At 72.8% G+C, this 16,792-nt stretch carries 16 protein-coding genes; 12 read left to right on the top strand and 4 right to left on the bottom strand.

Translation table 11 applies throughout. From position 1 onward, the window contains the following. Positions 1–6: 6 nt before the first annotated feature. The 4 genes from rimI to AC0B61_RS06360 are packed head-to-tail and all read left to right on the top strand — an operon-like array spanning position 7 to position 2,839. Positions 7–495 carry a ribosomal protein S18-alanine N-acetyltransferase gene (gene rimI, locus AC0B61_RS06375; RefSeq protein ID WP_471739785.1) on the top strand — a complete coding sequence of 163 codons (489 nt, stop codon included), beginning with the start codon at positions 7–9 and terminating at the stop codon, positions 493–495. After that, complete coding sequence (gene tsaD, locus AC0B61_RS06370) at positions 488–1,594, top strand: tRNA (adenosine(37)-N6)-threonylcarbamoyltransferase complex transferase subunit TsaD (protein WP_471739475.1); 1,107 nt, start codon at positions 488–490, stop codon at positions 1,592–1,594. Before rimI ends, tsaD begins: the two co-directional genes overlap by 8 nt. Further along, on the top strand, positions 1,591–1,896 hold the full coding sequence (locus AC0B61_RS06365; protein ID WP_471739474.1) for a hypothetical protein: 306 nt from the start codon (positions 1,591–1,593) through the stop codon (positions 1,894–1,896). Before tsaD ends, AC0B61_RS06365 begins: the two co-directional genes overlap by 4 nt. A gap of 34 nt (positions 1,897–1,930) precedes the next feature. Further along, complete coding sequence (locus AC0B61_RS06360; protein WP_471739473.1) at positions 1,931–2,839, top strand: polysaccharide deacetylase family protein; 909 nt, start codon at positions 1,931–1,933, stop codon at positions 2,837–2,839. Here the strand turns inward: AC0B61_RS06360 and AC0B61_RS06355 are convergent, their stop codons facing one another. Beyond that, a complete protein-coding gene (locus AC0B61_RS06355) occupies positions 2,840–4,024 on the bottom strand; it encodes a THUMP-like domain-containing protein (RefSeq protein WP_471739472.1) in 1,185 nt (394 codons plus the stop codon). A 245-nt stretch (positions 4,025–4,269) separates the two neighbouring features. Between AC0B61_RS06355 and groES the strand changes: the two genes are divergently transcribed. From groES to AC0B61_RS06340, 3 genes are all read left to right on the top strand, one after another. Further along, a complete protein-coding gene (groES, locus tag AC0B61_RS06350; protein ID WP_014136232.1) occupies positions 4,270–4,575 on the top strand; it encodes a co-chaperone GroES in 306 nt (101 codons plus the stop codon). 116 nt (positions 4,576–4,691) lie between these two features. Then, entirely contained in the window at positions 4,692–6,317 is a 1,626-nt protein-coding gene (groL, locus tag AC0B61_RS06345; protein WP_471739471.1) for a chaperonin GroEL, read from the top strand. A gap of 132 nt (positions 6,318–6,449) precedes the next feature. After that, positions 6,450–7,448: a LysR family transcriptional regulator gene (locus AC0B61_RS06340; protein ID WP_471739470.1), complete on the top strand. Its 999-nt coding sequence runs from the start codon at positions 6,450–6,452 to the stop codon at positions 7,446–7,448. A 97-nt stretch (positions 7,449–7,545) separates the two neighbouring features. On the opposite strand, the gene AC0B61_RS06335 is transcribed toward AC0B61_RS06340, so the two are convergent. Then, complete coding sequence (locus tag AC0B61_RS06335; protein ID WP_380418051.1) at positions 7,546–7,872, bottom strand: WhiB family transcriptional regulator; 327 nt, start codon at positions 7,870–7,872, stop codon at positions 7,546–7,548. A gap of 562 nt (positions 7,873–8,434) precedes the next feature. Between AC0B61_RS06335 and AC0B61_RS06330 the strand changes: the two genes are divergently transcribed. The 4 genes from AC0B61_RS06330 (at position 8,435) to AC0B61_RS06315 (ending at position 13,238) form a co-directional block, all read left to right on the top strand. After that, a complete protein-coding gene (locus AC0B61_RS06330) occupies positions 8,435–9,046 on the top strand; it encodes a response regulator transcription factor (protein WP_014136228.1) in 612 nt (203 codons plus the stop codon). Between the two features lie 332 nt (positions 9,047–9,378). Next, the gene (gene shbA / locus AC0B61_RS06325; RefSeq protein ID WP_471739469.1) at positions 9,379–10,095 is read left to right on the top strand and encodes an RNA polymerase sigma factor ShbA; all 717 of its coding nucleotides are present in this window, start codon (positions 9,379–9,381) and stop codon (positions 10,093–10,095) included. A gap of 354 nt (positions 10,096–10,449) precedes the next feature. Then, positions 10,450–11,952, top strand: coding sequence for an IMP dehydrogenase (guaB, locus tag AC0B61_RS06320; RefSeq protein WP_471739468.1), 1,503 nt, complete (start codon positions 10,450–10,452; stop codon positions 11,950–11,952). A gap of 158 nt (positions 11,953–12,110) precedes the next feature. After that, entirely contained in the window at positions 12,111–13,238 is a 1,128-nt protein-coding gene (locus AC0B61_RS06315; protein WP_471739467.1) for a GuaB3 family IMP dehydrogenase-related protein, read from the top strand. Between the two features lie 89 nt (positions 13,239–13,327). On the opposite strand, the gene AC0B61_RS06310 is transcribed toward AC0B61_RS06315, so the two are convergent. After that, positions 13,328–13,891: a hypothetical protein gene (locus AC0B61_RS06310; protein ID WP_471739466.1), complete on the bottom strand. Its 564-nt coding sequence runs from the start codon at positions 13,889–13,891 to the stop codon at positions 13,328–13,330. Between the two features lie 254 nt (positions 13,892–14,145). Between AC0B61_RS06310 and AC0B61_RS06305 the strand changes: the two genes are divergently transcribed. Next, the gene (locus AC0B61_RS06305; protein WP_471739465.1) at positions 14,146–16,158 is read left to right on the top strand and encodes a serine/threonine-protein kinase; all 2,013 of its coding nucleotides are present in this window, start codon (positions 14,146–14,148) and stop codon (positions 16,156–16,158) included. Positions 16,159–16,176: 18 nt separating this feature from the next. Here the strand turns inward: AC0B61_RS06305 and AC0B61_RS06300 are convergent, their stop codons facing one another. Then, the gene (locus AC0B61_RS06300) at positions 16,177–16,740 is read right to left on the bottom strand and encodes an SHOCT domain-containing protein (protein ID WP_471739464.1); all 564 of its coding nucleotides are present in this window, start codon (positions 16,738–16,740) and stop codon (positions 16,177–16,179) included. Positions 16,741–16,792: the final 52 nt, after the last annotated feature.

Raw genomic sequence — 16,792 nt, 5'->3', positions numbered from 1 at the left:
CGCCCGATGCGCTGGTGGGACATCGCGCCGGTGGTGGAACTGGAGCAGCGGCTCTTCCCCGAGGACGCCTGGTCCACCGGGATGTTCTGGTCCGAGCTGGCCGACGCCCACCCCGGCGGCACCCGCCACTACACCGTCGCCTGCGCCCCGGACGGCACGATCGTCGGCTACGCCGGGCTGATGGCGATCGCCGGCGAGGGCGACGTCCAGACCATCGCCGTCGACGACCGACACCAGGGCGCCGGCCTCGGCACGGCGCTGCTCACCGACCTGATCCGGGAGTCCGCCCGGCGCGGCTGCGCCGAACTGCTCCTGGAGGTACGGGTGGACAACCCGCGCGCCCAGAGGCTGTACGAACGCCACGGCTTCGAGCCGGTGGGCATCCGGCGCGGCTACTACCAGCCCGCCAACGTCGACGCGCTGGTGATGCGCCTCGACCACCCGAGCACTGACAGCACCGACCCGAAGGACATTGAGGACAACCCCCATGGCTGACGAACCGCTCGTCCTCGGCATCGAGACCTCCTGCGACGAGACCGGCGTCGGCATCGTGCGCGGCACCACGCTGCTGGCCGACGCGGTCGCCTCCAGCGTCAACGACCACGCCCGCTTCGGCGGTGTCGTCCCGGAGATCGCCAGCCGCGCGCACCTGGAGGCGATGGTCCCGACCATCCAGCGCGCCCTGGACACCGCCGGGGTCAAGGCGAGCGACCTGGACGGCATCGCGGTCACCGCCGGCCCCGGCCTGGCCGGCGCGCTGCTGGTCGGCGTCAGCGCCGCCAAGGCCTACGCCTGGGCGCTGGACAAGCCCCTGTACGGGGTCAACCACCTCGCCTCGCACATCTGCGTCGACCAGCTGGAGCACGGCCGGCTGCCCTCGCCGACGATGGCCCTGCTGGTCTCCGGCGGGCACTCGTCGCTGCTGCTCAGCGAGGACATCACCACCGACGTCCGCCCGCTCGGCGCGACCATCGACGACGCGGCCGGCGAGGCCTTCGACAAGGTCGCCCGGGTGCTCGGCCTGGGCTTCCCCGGCGGCCCGGTGGTCGACCGGACGGCCCGCGAGGGCGACCCGAAGGCGATCGCCTTCCCGCGGGGCCTGAGCGGCAGGAACGACCCGGAGTACGACTTCTCCTTCTCCGGTCTGAAGACCGCCGTCGCCCGCTGGGTGGAGGCCAAGCGCAGGGCCGGCGAGGAGGTGCCGATCGCCGACGTGGCGGCGTCCTTCCAGGAGGCGGTCACCGACGTGCTGACCCGCAAGGCCGTCAAGGCGTGCAAGGCCAACGGCGTCGACCACCTGATGATCGGCGGCGGCGTCGCGGCCAACTCGCGGCTGCGCGAGATGGCCCAGCAGCGCTGCGACCGGGCCGGCATCCGGCTGCGGGTGCCCCGTCCGGGCCTGTGCACCGACAACGGCGCGATGGTCGCGGCGCTGGGCTCCGAGATGGTGTGGCGCGACCGCGCGCCCTCCGCCCTCGACCTGTCCGCCGACTCCTCGCTGCCGGTGACCGACGTCCACGTGCCTGCCGCGGGCAGCGGGCACGCCGACGTCCACGGCCGGGCCTACGACGCCCTCGGCGGCGGCACCGCGTGACCGTCGCCGCGATGTGGGAGGCCCGGGCGGTGGCCGGCCGGGGGGCCGAACTCGCCGCCTGGGTACGGGAGGAGGCGCTGCCCGCGGTGCGCGGCGGGGCCGGGCTGGAGCGCCTCGAACTGTTCGGCGCCCCCGGGGACCGGGTGCTGCTGATCACCTGGTGGAGCGGCGAGCCGGTGCCGGTCGCCGACCCGCCGGCCGACCTGCTCGGCCGCCCGGTGCACCGCTGGTCCTTCACCAGCGAGCTCGCCGAACAGCCTGGGGCGGGAACCGCCGACCCGGCCGCTACCGTGCATAGCTGAGAGAAGGCTGGACGGGAACCGGGAGCGCGGTGCGGTGAGCAGGGACCGACGGAACAGAACCAGGACGTACGCGGCAGGGGCGCTGGCCCTGCTGGCCTTCGCCACCGCCTGCGGGGACAACGGCGGCGGGGGCGGCGCCGCCCCCGCCGCCCCGACGGCGGCGCCGTTCGCGCCCACCGGGGCCGCCCCGACCGGCGGCACGGCCGCCACCCCCGGCGCCACCGCCCCGGCGGGCGCGAACGCGGCGGCCTGGGCGAAGTGGAACCTCACCCCGCTCGCCCCCGCCCCCGCGCCGCCCGCCGACAAGCCCGTCAAACTCGAACGCACCGGCCCGGTACCGGTGTTCAGCGACATCAAGACGACCGACAAGGTGGTCTTCGTCACCATCGACGACGGCGCCGAGAAGGACCCGAAGTTCGTCGAGATGCTGACCGACCTCAAGGTGCCGATCTCGATGTTCCTGACGAAGGACATCGTCAAGAACGACTACGGCTACTTCAAGCCGCTCCAGGCCCTGGGCAACCACATCCAGAACCACACCGTGGACCACCCGGTGATGAGCAAGCTGCCGGCGGACAAGCAGAAGGCCGAGGTCTGCGACGACCAGGCCGCGCTCACCCAGCAGTACGGCACCGCCCCGCTGCTGTTCCGCCCGCCGTTCGGCGACGGCGCCAACACCCCGACGCTCAACACCTCGGTGCAGCAGTGCGGCCCGCGCGCGATCGTGCTGTGGCGCGAGTCGATGCAGATCCACGACATGCAGTACCAGGCGGCGGACAAGAAGCTGAAGCCCGGCGACATCGTCCTGGCGCACTTCCGCGGCCCCAAGGAGCTCAAGGGCGCCACGATGACCCAGATGTTCGGGGACCTGCTGGCCCGGATCCAGGAGCAGGGCTTCTCGGTGGCCCGCCTGGAGGACTACATCCAGGCCCCCGCCACCTAGCTAGTCCGCGCTGTCCGCGCGGACCGGCTGCCCCAGCATCATCAGCGGGCCGTGGTCGGTGCGGCTGAGGATCACCGTGACGGTGTTCGGCCCGGAGGGCTTGAGCTGGCGGCGCAGCTCCTCCGGGGTGATCGCCATCCCGCGCTTCTTGATCACCACCGTGCCGACCGCGCGGTCGCGCAGCAGCGCCTTCAGCTTCTTGATGTGGAACGGCAGCACGTCGGTGAGTTCGAAGGCGTGCGCGTACGGGGTGTCGACCAGCCGGTCCGAGGTCAGGTAGGCGATCTTCGGGTCGATCAGCCGGCCGCCGACCCGCTCGGCCACCTCGGCCACCAGGTGGGCCCGGATCACCGCGCCGTCCGGCTCGTACAGGTAGCGCCCGACCGGGCCGGCCGGCGGGTCGGGCAGGTCGCCGCCGGTCAGGCTGGCGCCCTGCGGCAGCAGGGTGGCGCGGTGCGGGCGCGCGGCCCGGGTGCCGAACCAGAGCACCGCCTCCTTGACGTCGCCGTGGTCGGAGACCCACTCCGCCTCGGCGTCCGCCGGGACGGCCTCGTGCGGGATGCCCGGGGCGACCTTCAGCGCCCCGATCGGGGTCCGGCGGCCGGCCTTGACGGCCCAGGAGAGCGGCGGCGCGTACGCCTCCGGGTCGAAGACCCGGCCGCGCGAGGTGCGCCTGGCCGGGTCGGTGAACACCGCGTCGTAGCCGGTGACGTCCACCTCGGCGACGTCCGCGCAGCGCACCTCGACCAGGTCGGCCAGGCCCAACGCGGCGGCGTTAGCGGCGGTGGCGGCGCAGGCCGCCGGGTCCTTGTCGACGGCCAGCACCTCGATGCCTGCCCGGGCCAGCGCCAGCACGTCCCCGCCGATGCCGCAGCACAGGTCGGCCAGGCGCCGCACGCCCAGTGCGGCGAACCGCTGCGCCCGCCACTCGGCCACGCTGCGCCGGGTGGACTGCTCGACGCCGTTGGGCGTGAAGTACATGAGATCGGCGTCCGCCCCGAACTTCGCCCGCGCCCGCTGCCGCAGCCGGGCCTGCCCGAATGCCGCCGACACCAGCTCCGCCGGGTGCTCGCGCCGCAGCCGGGTCGCCAGCGCCAGTTCCTCCTCAGGGGTGAACTCGCGCAGCTCGGCGAGCAGGGCCTGGCCCTCGGGGGCCAGCAGGGGCTGGAGGTTCTCGGTGTCCACGGGGCCATTCTCGCCGGTCGCCGGGCGGCCACGAGTACGGGTCGCCGCCCGGCCGGCAGGATTCGAGGGGCGCGTCGTTGGCACTCTGGTTGACTGAGTGCTAACACAGGCCTATGGTCGTCCTTGGCACTCCCCACCGGGGGAGTGCTAACGCGAAGACGCGTGTCTGACCCCCGCGACGGCAGGCTCGCAGGTTCGCCCCTACCCGTTAGAAAACCCCGTAATCTCCGAAGGGGAGCTCGGACGTGACCACCAGCAGCAAGGTTGCCATCAAGCCGCTCGAGGACCGCATTGTGGTCCAGCCGCTCGACGCCGAGACCACCACGGCCTCCGGCCTGGTTATCCCGGACACCGCCAAGGAGAAGCCCCAGGAGGGCGTCGTCCTGGCCGTCGGCCCGGGCCGCTTCGAGGATGGCCAGCGGCTGCCGCTCGACGTCGCCGTGGGTGACATCGTCCTGTACTCGAAGTACGGCGGCACCGAGGTCAAGTACCAGGGCGAGGAATACCTCGTCCTCTCCGCCCGCGACGTTCTCGCCATCATCGAGAAGTAAGTCGTCCCGACCCGCCCCGGATCCGTGTCCCCCGTGACAATGGCCCGGGGCGTGGTTGTTGGTTCACGTAGTTCGGCGGCCGGTGGGCCGGCCGCAGCCCCGAGGGAATAGGGAACATGGCGAAGATCCTGCAGTTCGACGAGGACGCCCGCCGCTCGCTGGAGCGCGGTGTCAACAAGCTGGCCGACACCGTCAAGGTGACCATCGGCCCCAAGGGCCGCAACGTCGTCATCGACAAGAAGTTCGGCGCCCCGACCATCACCAACGACGGTGTCACCATCGCCCGCGAGGTCGAGCTGGACGACCCGTACGAGAACCTTGGCGCGCAGCTCGTCAAGGAGGTCGCCACCAAGACCAACGACGTTGCGGGCGACGGCACCACCACCGCCACCGTGCTGGCCCAGGCCCTGGTCAACGAGGGTCTGCGCAACGTCGCCGCCGGCGCCGGCCCGGCCGCCCTGAAGAAGGGCATCGACAAGGCCGTCGCCGCCGTCTCCGAGCACCTGCTGTCCATCGCCCGCGAGATCGAGGGCAAGGACGACGTCGCCGCCGTCGCTTCCCTCTCCGCGCAGGACACCCAGGTCGGCGAGCTGATCGCCGAGGCGATCGACAAGGTCGGCAAGGACGGTGTCATCACCGTCGAGGAGTCGAACACCTTCGGCGTGGAGCTGGACTTCACCGAGGGCATGCAGTTCGACAAGGGCTACCTGTCGCCGTACTTCGTCACCGACGCGGAGCGGCAGGAGGCGGTCCTGGAGGACCCGTACATCCTGATCAACCAGGGCAAGATCTCCTCCATCCAGGAGCTGCTGCCCCTGCTGGAGAAGATCCTGCAGAGCGGTGCGTCGAAGCCGCTGCTGATCATCGCCGAGGACGTCGACGGCGAGGCGCTGTCGACCCTGGTCGTGAACAAGATCCGCGGCACCTTCAACGCCGTCGCCGTCAAGGCCCCGGGCTTCGGCGACCGCCGCAAGGCGATCCTCGGCGACCTGGCCACCCTGACCGGCGGCACGGTCATCTCCGAGGAGGTCGGCCTCAAGCTCGACCAGGTCGGCCTGGACGTGCTGGGCACCGCCCGCCGCGTGACCATCACCAAGGACGAGACCACCGTCGTCGACGGTGCCGGTGACAGCGAGGCCGTGGCCGGCCGCGTCGCCCAGATCAAGGCCGAGATCGCCGCGACCGACTCCGACTGGGACCGCGAGAAGCTGCAGGAGCGCCTGGCCAAGCTGGCCGGCGGCGTCTGCGTCATCAAGGTCGGCGCCGCCACCGAGGTGGAGCTGAAGGAGCGCAAGCACCGCCTGGAGGACGCCATCTCGGCGACCCGTGCCGCGGTCGAGGAGGGCATCGTCGCCGGTGGTGGCGCCTCCCTGGTCCACGCCGCCAAGGTGCTGGACGGCGGCCTGGGCCTGACGGGCGACGAGGCGACCGGTGTCGCGGTGGTCCGCAAGGCGCTGCACGAGCCGCTGCGCTGGATCGCCCAGAACGCCGGCCTGGAGGGCTACGTCATCACCTCCAAGGTCGCCGAGCTGGAGAACGGCCAGGGCTACAACGCGGCCACCGGCGAGTACGGCGACCTGGTGAAGGCCGGCGTCATCGACCCGGTCAAGGTCACCCGCTCCGCCCTGGAGAACGCCGCCTCGATCGCCTCCCTGCTCCTCACCACCGAGACCCTCGTGGTGGAGAAGAAGGAGGAGGAGGCCGACAGCGGTCACTCCCACGGTCACGGCCACTCGCACTGAGGCCCGAACCACTGACCGGAGGCCCGGTCCGCGCCCCGCGAGGGGTGGCGGCCGGGCCTCCGGCGTTCGCCTTTGAGGCTTCAACTATCAGTAGAATTTTGCAGAACGCAAAGACTGCCTTATAACTGAGGCATGATCGAGGCCCGCCACCTGCGCGTCCTGCGTGCCGTCTCCCGCACCGGCTCCTTCTCCGCCGCCGCCCGCGAGCTGGGGTGTACCCAGCCCGCCATCAGCCAGCAGATGAAGGCCCTGGAGAAGTCCGTGGACACGCCTCTGGTGGTCCGCTCCGGCCGGGGGATGCAGCTCAGCGAAGCCGGGCGCGTCCTGCTCAAGCATGCCACCGGAATCCTGGCCGGGCTCTCCGCCGCCGAGGAGGAGGTGGCCGCGATCGCCGGGCTGCGGGCCGGCCGGGTGCGGCTGGTCTCCTTCCCGACCGCGAGCTCCACCCTGGTGCCGCCCGCCGTCGCCCGGCTGCGGGACAGCCATCCGGGGGTGCGCGTGTCGCTGGTCGAGGCGGAGCCGCCGGAATCGCTGGCGATGCTGCGCGGCGGTGAGTGCGAGATCGCGCTGGCCTTCCGCTACCCGCAGTCCGAGGGCGCCGTTTCGCTGCCCATCCCCGCGCACGGCACACCGCGCGAGGCGCGGGCCGAGGCCAATCTGGAGGCGCAGCAGCTGACGGCCGGCACCGACTGGTCCGACCTGGTGGTCACCCCGTTGCTGGACGACCCGCTGGTGGGCCTGCTGCCCGCCGGCCACCGACTGGCCGGGCGGGGCGGGCCGGTGGAGCTGGCCGGGCTGGCGGGGGAACAGTGGATCGCCGGCTGCCCGCAGTGCCGTGGGCACCTGGTGGAGCTCTGCGCGGGAGCGGGCTTCGAGCCCCGGATCGACTTCGCGACGGATGACTACCCGGCGGTGGTCGGCCTGGTCGCGGCCGGCCTGGGGGTGGCGGTGCTGCCACGGCTGGCGCTGCAGTCGGTGCGCCCTGACGGCGTGTCGACGGTGCCGGTGCGGACGGCCTCCGGGGCGCCGGCGGTGCGCCAGGTGGTCGCGCTGACCCTGCCGGACCTGGCCGAGGTGCCGGCCGTGGCGCTGATGCTGGAGCGGCTGGCCGGTGCGGCGGGTGCCCGCTGACGGTGCGTGACGGGGCTCCGGTGGGCCCCGTACCGGCTGTGGGCAGGCTGAGGCGCCGAGAAGAAACGTTTCTTCACGGCGCGCCGTGGAGGCGGGGCTAGCGGTGCGCGACGGCCGGCGGGGCCAGCGGGACCTCCACCAGCCGGTGCCGCGAGCGCCCCAGCATCTCCTCGCGCTCGTCCTCGGTCATCCCGCCCCAGACCCCGTACGGCTCGCGGACCGCCAGCGCGTGCGCCGCGCACTCGGCGATCACCGGGCAGCGCATGCAGACCTCCTTGGCGCTGGCCTCGCGTGAACTGCGCGCCGCCCCGCGCTCGCCCTCGGGGTGGAAGAAGAGCGAGCTGTCCACGCCCCGGCAGGCCGCGGAGAGCTGCCAGTCCCAGAGGTCCGCGTTGGGACCGGGGAGACGGGAGAAATCTGCCATGGCTCATTCCCTTCAGAGGCCGTCGGCCGTCAGCCGGGCGCTCGGCGGGCTGCTGCCGGGCGGTACGGCGGGGCTTCGATGCACTGGTGTGGACACCTGGAAATATGACTTAAGGCAACTCCATGGACAAGTCATCCACACACTGGCACAACAGTCAATGACCATACGAAAGCTATAAAAACGGGCAAAGTGGGCAAAGGGTCCGGCGAGGGCGGGCGTGGCAATCGGGTGGCCGACGGGCGCACGACATGCCGAATCGGTGTGCGGGTCGTACGCCCACCGCGCGCGAGCTGCGCAAAAGTGCGGCGTGTGCACCGCGGTGCGGCTGATCGGTAACGGGTTGGCCACGTACAGTGGTGGAGATGGCCCTGAAGGCCGTAACTCATTCGAGTGACGGTCGTTGGAAGTGCGGAGGCGGTTAGCGGGCGCCGGACGTCGGGAACGATCGCGGGCAAGTCGGGGCGATCAGGACGGAGTCTGTCGCCGATCGGCCGTGTCGGAGAGGTTCGTACCAGCCCAGGAGGCTCAACGTGACGCGGATCAGCTGCGGAGGACGACGGTCATGACTTCCGTTCTCGTTTGCGACGATTCCCCGCTCGCCCGCGAGGCGCTTCGCCGCGCCGTCGCGACCGTACCCGGTGTGGACCGGGTCACCACCGCGACGAACGGGGAGGAGGTCCTCCGCCGCTGGGTGGCCGACCGCTCCGATCTCGTCCTGATGGACGTCCGGATGCCCGGCCTCGGTGGGGTCGAGACCGTCCGGCGGCTGCTGTCCGCCGATCCGGGCGCCCGGATCATCATGCTCACCGTCGCCGAGGACCTAGACGGTGTCGCGCTCGCGGTGGCCGCGGGCGCCCGCGGGTACCTGCACAAGGACGCCTCGCGCGCCGAACTGCGGGCCACCGTCACCCAGGCCCTCGCCGACCCGACCTGGCGGCTCGCCCCGCGCCGGCTGCGCAGCCCCGACATGGGCGCCGCGCCGACGTTGACGGCGCGTGAGATCCAGGTCCTGGAGGGCATGAGCCACGGCCGCAGCAACGCCGAGATCGGCCGCGAGCTGTTCCTGTCCGAGGACACCGTCAAGACCCACGCCCGACGGCTGTTCAAGAAGCTCGGCGCCTCCGACCGCGCGCACGCGGTGGCACTGGGCTTCCGCTGGGGCCTGGTCCGCTGACCACCGGCGGCGCCGCCGGGTGCGGCGCGCCACCGGTGATTTCCGGAGCGGGCACCGCACGGGCGTGTGACGTCACGGTCCCGAGGTTGCACCATGGAGGAGTGGAGCACCTCGGGGACCAGCGGACAGGCACTGCGGCGAACCACGCAGCCGCAGGACACTCGGCGGACGGCGCGACGGACAGGACCACCGACGGCGGGGCGGGAGGCGGCACGGTGCAGGAGGGGCCGGTGGTACGCGGCACGCCCCTCGGTGCGCCAGCGCATAACGTTCCGGTGCACAACTCCGGACGCGGTGCCGCGTTTTCCCGCTCGACCAGGCACCATGGACCGATGCGCGACGACGTCGCCGGTGCGGCCGGCCAGGCGGACCCGGTGGAGGCCGAGCCCTCCGGCCCGGGTCACGATCCGTCGTACGCGGATTCCGACGGCCCCGGCGCCGAAGCCGGACCGGGCCGCCCGCCGGTGCTCGGCAGGGGCGGATCGCCGCTGGTGGGCGAGCTGGTCGTGGCCGCCGTCCGCGGCGAGGGCCCGGCGATCGACGCCCTGCTCGCCTACGTCCACCCGCTGGCGCTGCGGTACTGCCGCGCCAAACTGGTCCGGCTGCCCGGCGGCGCCCGGCACCACGTGGACGACGTCGCACAGGAGGTCTGCGTCGCGGTGCTCTGCGCGCTTCCCCGGTACAAGGACCAGGGACGGCCGTTCGAGGCCTTCGTCTACGGCATCGCCGCGCACAAGATCGCCGATCTGCAGCGGGCCGCGATGCGCGGGCCCGGCTCGACCGTCGTCCCGCAGGACGACCTGCCGGAAGTGCCGGACGAGGCGCTCGGACCGGAGGAGCAGGCGCTGCTGAGCAGCGACGCGGCCTGGGCCAAGGAGCTGCTGTCCAACCTGCCGGCCCGTCAGCGCGAGCTGGTGCTGCTGCGCGTGGCCGCCGGGCTGTCGGCGGAGGAGACCGGTGAGGTGCTCGGGATGTCGCCCGGCGCCGTCCGGGTGGCCCAGCACCGGGCGCTCAGCCGGCTGCGGGCGCTCGCGGAGGAGTCCTCCTGATCGCCCCGGGCTCCTGATCGCTCCGGCCTCGTGATCTCCCGGGGCTCGTGATCGCTCCGGGCCTCCCGACCTTTCCGACCTGGGGACCTTCCGGTCGGCGGCCGTCCGGCGGCGCGCGGAATGAGCAACGGGGCGGGGTTGTTGTCAAGGGCACACGAGGACACATTCGCGGTGCCAGTACCATGGGGTATCGGCGCCTGGGCGGGTTGCCAAAGTGTCACGGGTGTGCGCGGGCCTCCCTTGGAGGATCGTCCCATTGCACCCGGCTTCGGCGGTCTGCGCGAGTGAGCGATCAATGCGCCCCCACCCTCAGGGCGTGAGCGGATAAGGCCGGCCACGGAAGGTACCCCCCAAATGTCTTACAACGCCGCAGGCGTACCCGAGAAGTTCGCCATGCTCGGGCTCACGTTCGATGACGTCCTGCTGCTGCCCGGGGCCTCCGAGGTGCTGCCGAACGAGGTCGACACCTCCTCGCGGGTCTCCCGGAACGTCCGCGTCAACATCCCGCTGCTCTCCGCGGCGATGGACAAGGTCACCGAGTCGCGGATGGCCATCGCGATGGCGCGCCAGGGCGGTGTCGGCGTGCTGCACCGCAACCTGTCGGTCGAGGACCAGGCCAACCAGGTCGACCTGGTGAAGCGCTCCGAGTCCGGCATGGTCACCGACCCGATCACGGTCGGCCCGGACACCACGCTGGGCGAGGCCGACGCGCTGTGCGCCAAGTTCCGGATCTCCGGCGTGCCGATCGCCGACGAGGCCGGCAAGCTGCTCGGCATCGTCACCAACCGCGACATGGCCTTCGAGTCGGACCGCAGCCGCCAGGTCCGCGAGATCATGACCCCGATGCCGCTGATCACCGGCAAGGTCGGCATCTCCGGCGTCGACGCGATGGCGCTGCTGCGCCGCCACAAGATCGAGAAGCTGCCGCTGGTCGACGACGAGGGCCGGATCAAGGGCCTGATCACCGTCAAGGACTTCGTCAAGGCCGAGCAGTACCCGAACGCCGCCAAGGACGCCGAGGGCCGGCTGCTGGTCGGCGCCGCCGTCGGCGCCAGCGCCGAGGCGTTCGACCGGGCCCAGGCCCTGGTCGAGGCGGGCGTGGACTTCCTCGTCGTCGACACCTCGCACGGCCACAGCCACAACGCGCTGGCCTGGATCGCGAAGATCAAGTCGGCCGTCGGGATCGACGTGGTCGGCGGCAACGTCGCCACCCGGGACGGCGCCCAGGCGCTGATCGACGCCGGCGTGGACGGCGTCAAGGTCGGCGTCGGGCCCGGCTCCATCTGCACCACCCGCGTGGTCGCCGGCATCGGCGTCCCGCAGATCACCGCCATCTACGAGGCCGCCCAGGCCTGCCAGGCGGCCGGCGTGCCGGTCATCGGCGACGGTGGCCTGCAGTACTCCGGCGACATCGGCAAGGCGCTGGCCGCCGGCGCCGACACCGTCATGCTGGGTTCGCTGCTGGCCGGCTGCGAGGAGTCCCCGGGCGAGCTGTTGTTCATCAACGGCAAGCAGTTCAAGTCCTACCGCGGCATGGGCTCGCTGGGCGCCATGCAGTCCCGCGGCCAGGGCCGCTCGTACTCCAAGGACCGCTACTTCCAGGCCGAGGTCGCCTCGGACGACAAGCTCGTCCCCGAGGGCATCGAGGGCCAGGTGCAGTACCGCGGCCCGCTGTCGGCCGTGCTGCACCAGCTCGTCGGCGGCCTGCGCCAGACCATGGGCTACGTCGGCGCCGGCACCGTCGCCGAGATGGAGAGCAAGGGCCGCTTCGTCCGGATCACCTCGGCGGGCCTCAAGGAGAGCCACCCGCACGACATCCAGATGACCGTCGAGGCGCCGAACTACTCGAGCCGCTGACCGGTCGGAACCGCTGAGGGCCCGTCGCCGCGAAGGCAGCGACGGGCCCTCCGGCGTGCCCGGGCCGGTCCGTCGGGGCGGTGTCCGCCCCGGTACGGGATACTGGACGCGGCCGGGGTGACCCGGCGGGCATGAGCAACACAGCAGAAGGGCTCGAAGTGACTGAGATCGAGATCGGGCGAGGCAAGCGCGGCCGCCGGGCGTACGCCTTCGACGACATCGCCGTCGTCCCCAGCCGCCGTACCCGGGACCCGAAGGAGGTCTCGATCGCCTGGCAGATCGACGCGTACCGCTTCGAGCTGCCGTTCCTGGCAGCCCCGATGGACAGCGTGGTCTCGCCCCAGCAGGCCATCGCCATCGGCCGCCTCGGCGGCCTCGGTGTGCTGAACCTCGAAGGCCTCTGGACCCGCTACGACGACCCGCAGCCGCTGCTGGACGAGATCGCCGCGATCACCGACGAGTCCACCGCGACCCGCCGGCTGCAGGAGATCTACGCCGCGCCGATCCGCGCCGAGCTGATCAAGCAGCGGATCCAGGAGGTCCGCGACTCCGGCGTCGTCACCGCCGCCGCGCTCTCGCCGCAGCGCACCGCCGAGTTCTCCAAGGCCGTGGTGGACGCCGGAGTCGACGTCTTCGTCATCCGCGGCACCACCGTCTCGGCCGAGCACGTCTCCGGCGCCGCCGAGCCGCTCAACCTCAAGCAGTTCATCTACGAGCTGGACGTCCCGGTGATCGTCGGCGGCTGCGCCACGTACACCGCGGCCCTGCACCTGATGCGGACCGGCGCGGCCGGCGTGCTGGTCGGCTTCGGCGGCGGCGCCGCCCACACCACCCGGGGCGTCCTGGGCATCCAGGTGCCGATGGCCACCGCCGTCGCGGACGTGGCCGCCGCCCGCCGCGACTACATGGACGAGTCCGGCGGCCGCTACGTGCACGTGATCGCGGACGGCGGCGTCGGCTACAGCGGCGACATCCCGAAGGCCGTCGCCTGCGGCGCCGACGCGGTGATGATCGGTGCCGCGCTGGCCCGCGCCACCGACGCCCCGGGCAAGGGCATCCACTGGGGCATGGAGGCCGTCCACGAGGAGCTGCCGCGCGGCAAGCGGGTCGACCTCGGCACCGTCGGCACCACCGAGGAGATCCTCACCGGCCCGTCGCACACCCCGGACGGCACCATGAACCTGTTCGGTGCGCTGCGCCGGGCGATGGCCACCACGGGCTACACCGAGCTCAAGGAGTTCCAGCGGGTCGAGGTGACCGTCAACCCGGCGCTCGACATCCGCTGACCCGGCCTTCACCGACAGGCCCCCGCCGAGCCCGGCGGGGGCCTGTCGGCGGTCCGGGGCGCGGCGGCCGGCGGGTGGCGTGCCGGGGGTCAACCGCGGTCGGCGGTGCGGCGGGTGAGGAGGAAGCCGCCGATGAGGGCGATGGCGTAGAAGGCGGCGTCGAGCGGGCGGAGCTCGGCGCGCCAGGTGGTCAGGGTGTCGTGCAGCAGGTCGCGGGGGCCGGGGCCGTCGGCGTCCACCCGGCGGAGGTGCTCGGTCAGCTGGCCGAGGAGGAGGGCGCCGGCCGCGAGGAGGGCGCCGAGCGGCGGGAGCAGCCGGTTCCGGCCACCGAGGAGGCCGAGCGGGAGGGCGACCAGGCCGGCCGGGGCGATGGCCAGCCAGCCGAGGCTGTCGGCGGCCCGCAGCGGCGCGAAGCCGTACACCAGGCCGCCGACCAGCATGGCGAGGAGTGCGAGGGCGACGGCCAGGGCGGTTCGGCGGCGGGGGACGGTCCGGGGCGCGGGGGCGACGGGCTCGTAACCGGTGACCGGGGCGCCGGGCATGCCGGGGGCGACGTAGCCTTCGGGGGAGAGGGGGGCCGGTGCGACCGAGTAGTGCTGGGCGGTGCGGGGCCGGGCCGATGGGCCGTCAGCGCCCGGTGTGGGTGCGGACATGGGCGTCGAGTCCCCCCGGAAAAGACGATGAGCTGATGAACGGTAGCAGTGGCTCGAACGGAACTTGGCGAGTTTTCGATCACAGATCGGGCACGGAGCGCCGCACCCGTGCCGGTTCGTCCACGCTTGGGACGGGGGCCGGGTGGTCGCGGGCCCCCGGGACAGGAGATGATGGAGGCTTCGGCGTTCGGGCCTGAGGCCGGGCCGACGCGTTGTCACCACGACCGCCAGCAGCACATGGGGGAACGTTCCGAATGACCCAGGCGAAGGGTTCCACCGGCCGCCTCCTGGCCGGCCGCTACCGCCTGAACGGCGTGCTCGGGCGCGGCGGCATGGGCACCGTCTGGCGCGCCGAGGACGAGATGCTGGGCCGGACCGTCGCGGTCAAGGAACTGCGGATGAACGGCAGCGTCGACGACGACGAGAAGCACCGGCTGATCACCCGGACGCTGCGCGAGGCCAAGGCCACGGCGCGGATCCGGCACAACTCGGCGGTCACCGTCTTCGACGTGGTCGACGAGGACGACCGGCCGTGGATCGTGATGGAGCTGGTCGAGTCCCGTTCGCTGGCCGACGTCATCCGCGAGGACGGGCCGCTCAAGCCCGGCCGGGCCGCCGAGATCGCCCTCGACGTGCTGGGCGTGCTGATCGCCGCGCACGCGCTGGGCATCCTGCACCGGGACGTCAAGCCGTCCAACGTGCTGATCGGCGAGGACGGCCGGGTGGTGCTCACCGACTTCGGCATCGCCAGCGTCGAGGGCGACGCCTCGGTCACCTCCACCGGCATGCTGGTCGGCGCGCCCTCGTACATATCCCCGGAGCGGGCCCGCGGGCAGAAGCCCGGGCCGCCGGCCGACCTGTGGTCGCTGGGCGGCACGCTGTACGCGATGGTCGAGGGCCGGCCGCCGTACGACCGCGGCTCGGCGCTGGCCACGCTGACCGCGGTGATGACCGAGGACCTGGCCGCACCGGTGAACGCCGGCGGGCTGCGGCCGGTGATCGAGGGGCTGCTGGAGAAGGACCCGGCCGAGCGGCTGGACGCCGCGCAGACCCGGTCGATGCTCAAGCGGGTGGTCGCGGAGGCGACCGTGAAGGCGGAGTCGACCACCGAGCACGCGATGCCGGTGGGGACGCCGGACACGGTGGTCGTGGCGGAGCCGGACGCGGACTCCAAGCCGGCTTCGAAGCCGGACCCGAATGCGGATCCGAAGGCGGATTCGAAGACGGCGTCGGAGCCGGCGAAGCCCGAGGGCGCCCGGAAGCGGTCCGTGAGCGGGCTGTTGGGGACCGTCCGGGTGGGCAGCCGGGCCCGGGACGAGGAGCCGCCCCCCGTGGCGGCGGCCGAGCCCGCCGCCCGGGCGGACGCGCCGGCGCCCGAGCCGATCCGGCCGGTGACCAGCGAGTGGACGATGGGCGCGACGCAGGCGGCCGGGGCCGACCCGCGCACCGGACGGCGGCGGCTGGCCATCGCCACCGTGGTCGTGGTGCTGCTGCTGATCGCGGGAGTGGTCGCGGTGCTCCAGGCCGTCGGCAGCGGGGACGGCGGGGCCAACGGCGAGTCCACGCACGGCGCGGGCGCCACCTCGCCGGTGTCGGTGACCACGGATCCCACGCCCGGCCAGGGCACGGGAGCCCCCGCGACCGAGCCTCCGCCGGCCGGCCCGGCCACCGGGACGCCGGGAACGGACGCCCCCGCCCCCGGTGCCCCCGCCCAGCCCGCCGCCACGCCCGCCACCACCGCGCCCGGTGCCACCCCGCCCGCCGCACCCGTGCAGCCGCCGGCGCCGGCCCCGAACCCGGCGCAGTCCGCGCCGGGCGGCGCGGTGCCGGCCGGCTACCACGAGTACAAGGACCCGAGCGGCTTCTCGGTGGTGCTGCCGGACGGCCTGCAGCCGGCCGGGTCCGACGCCAACCGGCGGATCTTCAAGAACGCCGCCGACGGCAGCCAGCTGCGGATCGAGTGGAGCACCACGCCGCACGCGAGCGCCCTCGCCGACTGGCAGGCGTCCGAGCCCGACCTGCGCGCGCAGGTCAGCAACTACCAGCGGCTGACCCTGGCGGCGATCACCTACCGGCAGTGGACCAACGCGGCGGACTGGGAGTGGACCAACGGCACGCCCACCATGCACTCCCTCAACCGCGGCTTCGTGACCGGGACTCCGGCCAAGTACGGCTACTCGATCTACTGGATCGTCCCGGACGCGCAGTGGGCCGTGCAGGCCCCGGCCCGGGACGTCGTCTTCAACAGCTTCCAGCCCGCGCCGTAGCGCGCGGGGGCGCCGGGTTCAGCCGATCAGGCGCTGCTTGGCGCGGGTGAACTCGTCCTCGGTGAGCGCGCCGGAAGCGCGCAGGGCGGCCAACCGCTCGAACTGGCCGACGAGTTGCTCACCGGCACCGAGCCCGGCGGGGCCGGAGTCGGCCGGGGGCGCGTCGGCCGGTTCGACGGCGGGTACGGCCGGCGGGGCGAGCCGGGCGAGCCGGGCTGCCTCCCGTACCTGTTCGGCGAAGACGTCAGCCTTGGCCACGTCCTCGAAGCGGTGGGAGCCGGTCAGTGCGACGATCGTCAGTACGTCGCCGTTGAGCTTGGTGCGGACCACGGCGGCGTCGGTGACGGCGGCGAGCGGAACCGGTATCGGAGGCTTCCCGTCCTTCAGGAAGAGCAGCCGGTGGGTGGTCAGCACGAGCACCCCCTTGCGGAAGTGGTCGGGGTGGCGCCCGGCGGTGGAGGCCACCGGCTTCTCGCCGCCGATGACGGCCGCCTCCACCGTGCGGACGGCCTCCGCCCGGTTGGCTCGGTCGGTGTTCCCCGCCACGTTGAAGGCGGTGTCGATCAGATCGGTCCAGTCCATGGGGCCGAGCGTAAAGGAGCCGCTCAGTAGGCTGCTCGGTGAGCGAGAGGAA

The organism is Kitasatospora sp. NPDC023385, assembly GCF_055664045.1.
Note: the sequence above shows the minus strand (reverse complement) of the source record. Positions and strands in the feature narration are given on the sequence as shown.